The 5,110-nt window shown below is 63.7% G+C and carries 7 protein-coding genes; 6 read left to right on the top strand and 1 reads right to left on the bottom strand.

Translation table 11 applies throughout. From position 1 onward, the window contains the following. The 6 genes from trbK-alt to ACESNB_RS08690 form a co-directional block, all read left to right on the top strand. Nucleotides 1–321, top strand: a 321-nt coding sequence (gene trbK-alt / locus ACESNB_RS08665) for a putative entry exclusion protein TrbK-alt (RefSeq protein ID WP_373006331.1), incomplete at its 5' end; no start/stop codon positions are given. 4 nt (nucleotides 322–325) lie between these two features. Continuing rightward, on the top strand, nucleotides 326–1,687 hold the full coding sequence (trbL, locus tag ACESNB_RS08670; protein WP_373006333.1) for a P-type conjugative transfer protein TrbL: 1,362 nt from the start codon (nucleotides 326–328) through the stop codon (nucleotides 1,685–1,687). Further along, nucleotides 1,687–2,370: a conjugal transfer protein TrbF gene (trbF, locus tag ACESNB_RS08675; protein WP_373006335.1), complete on the top strand. Its 684-nt coding sequence runs from the start codon at nucleotides 1,687–1,689 to the stop codon at nucleotides 2,368–2,370. The genes trbL and trbF overlap by 1 nt, the downstream gene beginning before the upstream one ends. Continuing rightward, nucleotides 2,367–3,422 carry a P-type conjugative transfer protein TrbG gene (gene trbG / locus ACESNB_RS08680; protein ID WP_373006337.1) on the top strand — a complete coding sequence of 352 codons (1,056 nt, stop codon included), beginning with the start codon at nucleotides 2,367–2,369 and terminating at the stop codon, nucleotides 3,420–3,422. The genes trbF and trbG overlap by 4 nt, the downstream gene beginning before the upstream one ends. Next, entirely contained in the window at nucleotides 3,419–4,648 is a 1,230-nt protein-coding gene (locus ACESNB_RS08685; protein ID WP_373006339.1) for a TrbI/VirB10 family protein, read from the top strand. The genes trbG and ACESNB_RS08685 overlap by 4 nt, the downstream gene beginning before the upstream one ends. Nucleotide 4,649: 1 nt before the next feature. Beyond that, nucleotides 4,650–4,871 (top strand): DUF2274 domain-containing protein, encoded by a 222-nt coding sequence (locus ACESNB_RS08690; RefSeq protein WP_373006341.1) that lies wholly within the window; start codon nucleotides 4,650–4,652, stop codon nucleotides 4,869–4,871. A 10-nt stretch (nucleotides 4,872–4,881) separates the two neighbouring features. On the opposite strand, the gene ACESNB_RS08695 is transcribed toward ACESNB_RS08690, so the two are convergent. Further along, nucleotides 4,882–5,110: transposase (locus ACESNB_RS08695; RefSeq protein ID WP_373006343.1), on the bottom strand; the 229-nt coding region annotated here is incomplete at its 5' end.

Below are 5,110 nucleotides of genomic sequence, written 5' to 3' on the forward strand. Positions count from 1 at the left end.
ATCACCGCGACAGCGATCGAGCTGACCCGGAAAGAAGACGCGCCGTCGGTTCGCGCCCTTGGCCACGCGGAGAGCGCATCGTCCGATCCGTTGCGGGGCGAGTTATTCCGCTGTGCCCGCCTGGGCGAGGCTGGCCAGCATGATGCCGTCTGCCTGCGGGCCTGGGCGGAGAACCGCGAACGATTCCTGGCGCCCGGATCACGGCCCGCCGAGCGGCTACCGACCGCAACCGTCTCATCGAGCCCAGTGGACACCGTCCCTGCCAAAATCGCTCCGACCCAGCCCGTTGCCGTCGATCCCCAACCAAGCGAGGCGCGATAACATCATGGGCGGCACCGGCGTCATCGACCATTTCCTGGAAGTCTTCACCCGCTATATCGATTCCGGCTTCGGTCTGCTCGGTGGCGAAGTCGCCTTCATCGCCACGACGCTGATCGTGATCGACGTGACGCTCGCCGCCCTGTTCTGGAGTTGGGGCGCCGACGACGACATCATCGCACGGCTGGTCAAAAAAACGCTGTTCGTCGGCGTGTTCGCCTACCTGATCGGCAACTGGAACAATCTCGCCCGCATTGTCTTCGAGAGTTTTGCCGGTCTCGGTCTCAAGGCTTCCGGAACGGGCTTCACCACCGCCGATCTCCTTCGCCCCGGCAAGGTCGCGCAAACCGGCCTCGACGCCGGGCGACCACTACTCGAATCCATTTCCAGCCTCATGGGCTACTGGTCGTTCTTCGAGAACTTCATTCAGATCGCCTGCATGTTTTTCGCATGGGCACTGGTGTTGCTCGCCTTCTTCGTTCTCGCCGTCCAACTCTTCGTCACGCTGATCGAGTTCAAACTATCGACCCTGGCGGGCTTTGTGCTGATCCCCTTTGGCCTCTTTGGCAAATCTGCATTCATGGCCGAGCGGGTGCTCGGCAACGTCATCTCGTCAGGCATCAAGGTTTTGGTGCTGGCCGTTATCATCGGCATCGGCTCGACACTTTTCTCCGAGTTTACTGCGGGCTTCGGCGGTGCGACGCCAACGATCGACGACGCCATGGCCGTCGTTCTGGCTGCACTTTCCCTGCTCGGCCTCGGCATTTTCGGCCCGGGCATCGCCAACGGCCTCGTCTCAGGTGGCCCGCAACTCGGCGCGGGCGCCGCCATCGGAACCGGCCTTGCCGCCGGTGGCGCGGTCGTGGCGGCAGGCGCCGCTGTCGGCGCCGTCGCTTCCGGTGGCGCAAGTCTGGCCGGCGGCGCTGCCGCAGCAGCGCGCGGCGGAGCCGCAATGGCTGGCGGGGCATCTACCGCCTACAGCCTGGGCGCCGCCGGACAATCCGGCGCGGCGGGCGTTGCCTCCGGTCTTGGAAGCGTGGCGCGCGCTAGTGGCAGTGCTGCGATTTCGCCATTGAAGCGCGCGGCATCGCGCGCCGCCGACAGCATGAAGTCGAGCTTCTCCGCCGGCGCAAGATCGGCTTTCGAAGCAACCGGCGGCGCCTTCACGTCGGGTGCTGCCGGCAGTGATGCCGCTGAATCCGCGACCGCTTCTCCTGCGCCATCCGGCGAAGGCCCGCCCGCCTGGGCCAAACGCATGAAGCGCTCCCAATCCATGAGCCACGGGGTCTCAGCCGCAGCTCACGCCGTGCGATCCGGCGACGCCCACGGCGGTGGCTCCTCCATCAACCTCTCTGAAAGTGACCGATAATGTTCAAACGACCTTCCACCCACTTCGGGAAAACAACAGAGCCGGAGACGCCATATCAGCGGGCAAGCCAGGTCTGGGATGAGCGCATCGGCTCCGCCCGCGTTCAGGCAAAAAACTGGCGGCTGATGGCCTTCGGCTCACTGATCCTTTCGGCCGGTTTTGCCACAGCGCTCGTCTGGGAATCGGCACGGGGCAACATCGTGCCCTGGGTGGTGCAGGTCGATCGCCTCGGCCAGGCGCAGGCCATTGCTCCGGCGCAAGCCGACTATCTCCCGACCGATCCGCAGATGGCCTGGCACCTCGCCCGCTTCATCGAACAGGTCCGCTCGATCCCGGCCGATCCGATCATCGTGCGCCAGAACTGGCTCAGGGCCTACGAGTTCACGACCGATCGCGGCGCGCTGGCGCTAAACGATTATGCCCGTTCGAACGACCCCTTCTCGAAGATCGGAAAGAGCCAGATCGCTGTCGATGTCTCCAGCGTCATCCGGGCCTCGCCGGATAGCTTCCGCGTCGCCTGGGTCCAGCGGACCTATCAGGACGGTTCGCTGGCCGAGACCTCGCGCTGGACCGCCATCCTCACCATCGTCGTGCAGCCGCCGCATGACGCCGAAAAACTCCGGGCAAACCCGCTCGGAATCTACATCAACGCCATCAACTGGTCACGGGAGCTTGGACAATGAAGCCGTATTACCGGAAAGCCGGACAACCGGCTTCTCACACATTCACACCGACATCTAAATCGACGCCGGCATTCGCCGCCCTTCTGCTTTGTGCAACAACACTTGCAGGCTGCGCGACAGCGCTCAAGCCGCCTGAGATTTCTTACGACGAAGCCGCGCCCGCGACACTCAGCGCCGATCCGCCAGCACCGGTGCAGATCGTTGAGATCCCGCGCCCTCTTCCACTGCCCGGCCAGTTGAAGCCCGTGACGGGAACAGGCACGAAGCCGGTCCCCGAGCTGATCGATCCGGCCGCCCGTGTCAATCAAGCCAATACCGCCGCGCGAATGCAGCCGGTGCGTAACGGCTTCATCAACGCCATCCAGGTCTATCCGTTCACACAAGGGGCGCTCTATCAGGTCTATACCGCTCCCGGTCAGATCACTGACGTCGCCCTCCAACCCGGCGAACAGCTGGTCGGCTCCGGCCCTGTCGCCGCCGGTGATACCGTCCGCTGGATCATCGGCGACACCGAGAGCGGCGCGGGCGCCACAAAGCAGATTCATATTCTCGTCAAGCCGACCCGCGCGGAGCTGATGACGAACCTCGTCATCAATACGAACCTGCGCACCTATTATGTGGAACTACGTTCGACTGAACGGACCTATATGGCATCCGTATCCTGGCAATACCCGCAGGACCAGCTTATCGCGCTCCGCCGCCAGAATGTTCAGGCCGAAGCGACCCGGCCCGTCGCCTCCGGCGTGGATCTCGCTTCCGTCAACTTCCGCTACGCGATCGAGGGCGACCGTGCCCCCTGGCGACCATTGCGCGCCTTTGATGATGGTCGACAGGTCTTCATCGAATTCCCGCGCGGCATAGGACAAGGCGAGATGCCGCCGCTCTTCATCGTCGGCCCCGAAGGCAATACCTCCGAGCTGGTGAACTACCGCGTGCGCGGCAACCACATGATCGTCGACCGGCTTTTTGCCGCTGCCGAGCTTCGCCTTGGCTCGGGTAGCTCCCAGAAACGTGTCCGGATCGTACGTACCGATGGGAGGCCCGCGTCGTGAGTGACACTGGAATCCGGAAAGAGGACGACGGCGAAGGTGATGACGTCCAGCCCCTGGCTGGTGAACCCGTCAGTCCTGCGCCGATGCGGCTACGGGCCGATGCGCCGCGTGTAACGCGGCTATCGCGCAAGGTGCTGGCAGGAATCGGCCTCGTCGCTTGCCTCGGCCTCGGTGGCGCGTTGATCTACGCCCTTCAGACTCGCAACAGCGGAAAATCAGCCACAGAGCTTTACTCGACCGATAACCGCACCACGGCCGATGGGCTCGCCGGGCTGCCACGCGATTACACGGGGCCTCGGCTTGGCCCGCCATTGCCCGGCGATCTTGGCAGGCCAATTCTGAATGCGCAGAACGGAGGGCAGGCCGTACCGAATCCCGGAATGGCCAGCCCGAATCCCGGCATCAGCGCGGAAGAGCAGCGCAAGCTTCAGGAACTCGATGCCGCCCGGACAAGCCGGCTCTTCTCCAGCACGGAAACACGCTCGGCTTCGAGCATTGCAACGGCAGGCGCCTCGACCAGCCCGCCAGCCCTGCCGGATCTCACAAGTCTCGGCCTGGCGCCGCAACCGGCCACTCCGTCCGCGCAGGACCGCCAACTTGCTTTCCTCAACGCCGCGCCAGACAAGCGCACTGTCTCACCGGATCGCGTTGCCGCCCCGGCCTCTCCGAACATTCTACAGGCGGGCGCCGTGATCCCGGCTGCCCTCATCACCGGTATCCACTCCGACCTGCCGGGACAGATCACCGCGCAGGTGACTGAGAATGTTTATGACAGCCCCACCGGCCGCATCCTGCTCGTGCCGCAGGGAACCCGATTGATCGGCCAGTATGACAATAGCGTCGGCTTCGGCCAACGCCGCGTTCTCCTCGTGTGGAACCGACTCATACTGCCGAACGGCCGCTCAATCGTTCTGGAACGCCAACCGGGTGCCGACGCCGAAGGCTTTGCCGGTCTCGAGGACGGCGTGAACTATCATTGGGGAGACCTCTTCAAGGCCGCCGCACTTTCAACCCTGCTCAGCGTCGGCGCAGAGGCTGGATCGTCAGGCCAGGAAAGCGACATCGTACGTGCGCTGCGCCAGGGCGCGTCTAACAGTATCAGCCAAACCGGCCAGCAGGTCGTCAGCCGCCAGCTCAACATCGCACCAACATTGACTATACGGCCAGGCTTCCCCGTCCGCGTGATCGTCACGCGCGACCTCGTCCTGGAACCCTATGGAGGCTGACATGACGAAGCTGAAACTTGGTCCGCTCGCCGACGATAAGCCGGTGAAGATCACCCTCGAACTTCCCGCGGCGCTGCACCGTGATCTCACAGCTTACGCCGACGTGCTCACCCGCGAGGGCGGGCAACCTGTAACAGATCCCACAAAGCTCATCGGCCCCATGATCGCGCGCTTCATGGCGACCGATCGCGCGTTTGCGAAAGCGCGACGGAATCAATCTTAGATTTTCCTGATTACGCACCAACTTCAGCTAATTTGAGGAGGCGGTAGGGCATGGGCGGAGTGCGGACGGCGACGTAGCCGAGACGAGGCATCATGGCGGCGAGGTCGTAGCGACGATTGAAGCGATATTCGAATTCGGCGAGGTATCGGGGCACATGCTTTGAGCGGATGGCTCGGTAGGTTCCAGTCATAGCGTTCTTGATATTGGCGAGGGCGGTGTTGACCCACTTGAAAGCCGGA

The sequence above is a fragment of the Hyphomonas sp. genome, from assembly GCF_041689225.1.
Taxonomy (GTDB): Bacteria; Pseudomonadota; Alphaproteobacteria; order Caulobacterales; family Hyphomonadaceae; genus Hyphomonas.

What these genes read in the sequence shown, in the direction of transcription:
- trbL (WP_373006333.1), top strand. Translation starts at nt 326, where the DNA reads ATGGGCGGCACCGGCGTCATCGACCATTTCCTGGAAGTCTTCACCCGC.
- trbF (WP_373006335.1), top strand. Translation starts at nt 1,687, where the DNA reads ATGTTCAAACGACCTTCCACCCACTTCGGGAAAACAACAGAGCCGGAG.
- trbG (WP_373006337.1), top strand. Translation starts at nt 2,367, where the DNA reads ATGAAGCCGTATTACCGGAAAGCCGGACAACCGGCTTCTCACACATTC.
- ACESNB_RS08690 (WP_373006341.1), top strand. Translation starts at nt 4,650, where the DNA reads ATGACGAAGCTGAAACTTGGTCCGCTCGCCGACGATAAGCCGGTGAAG.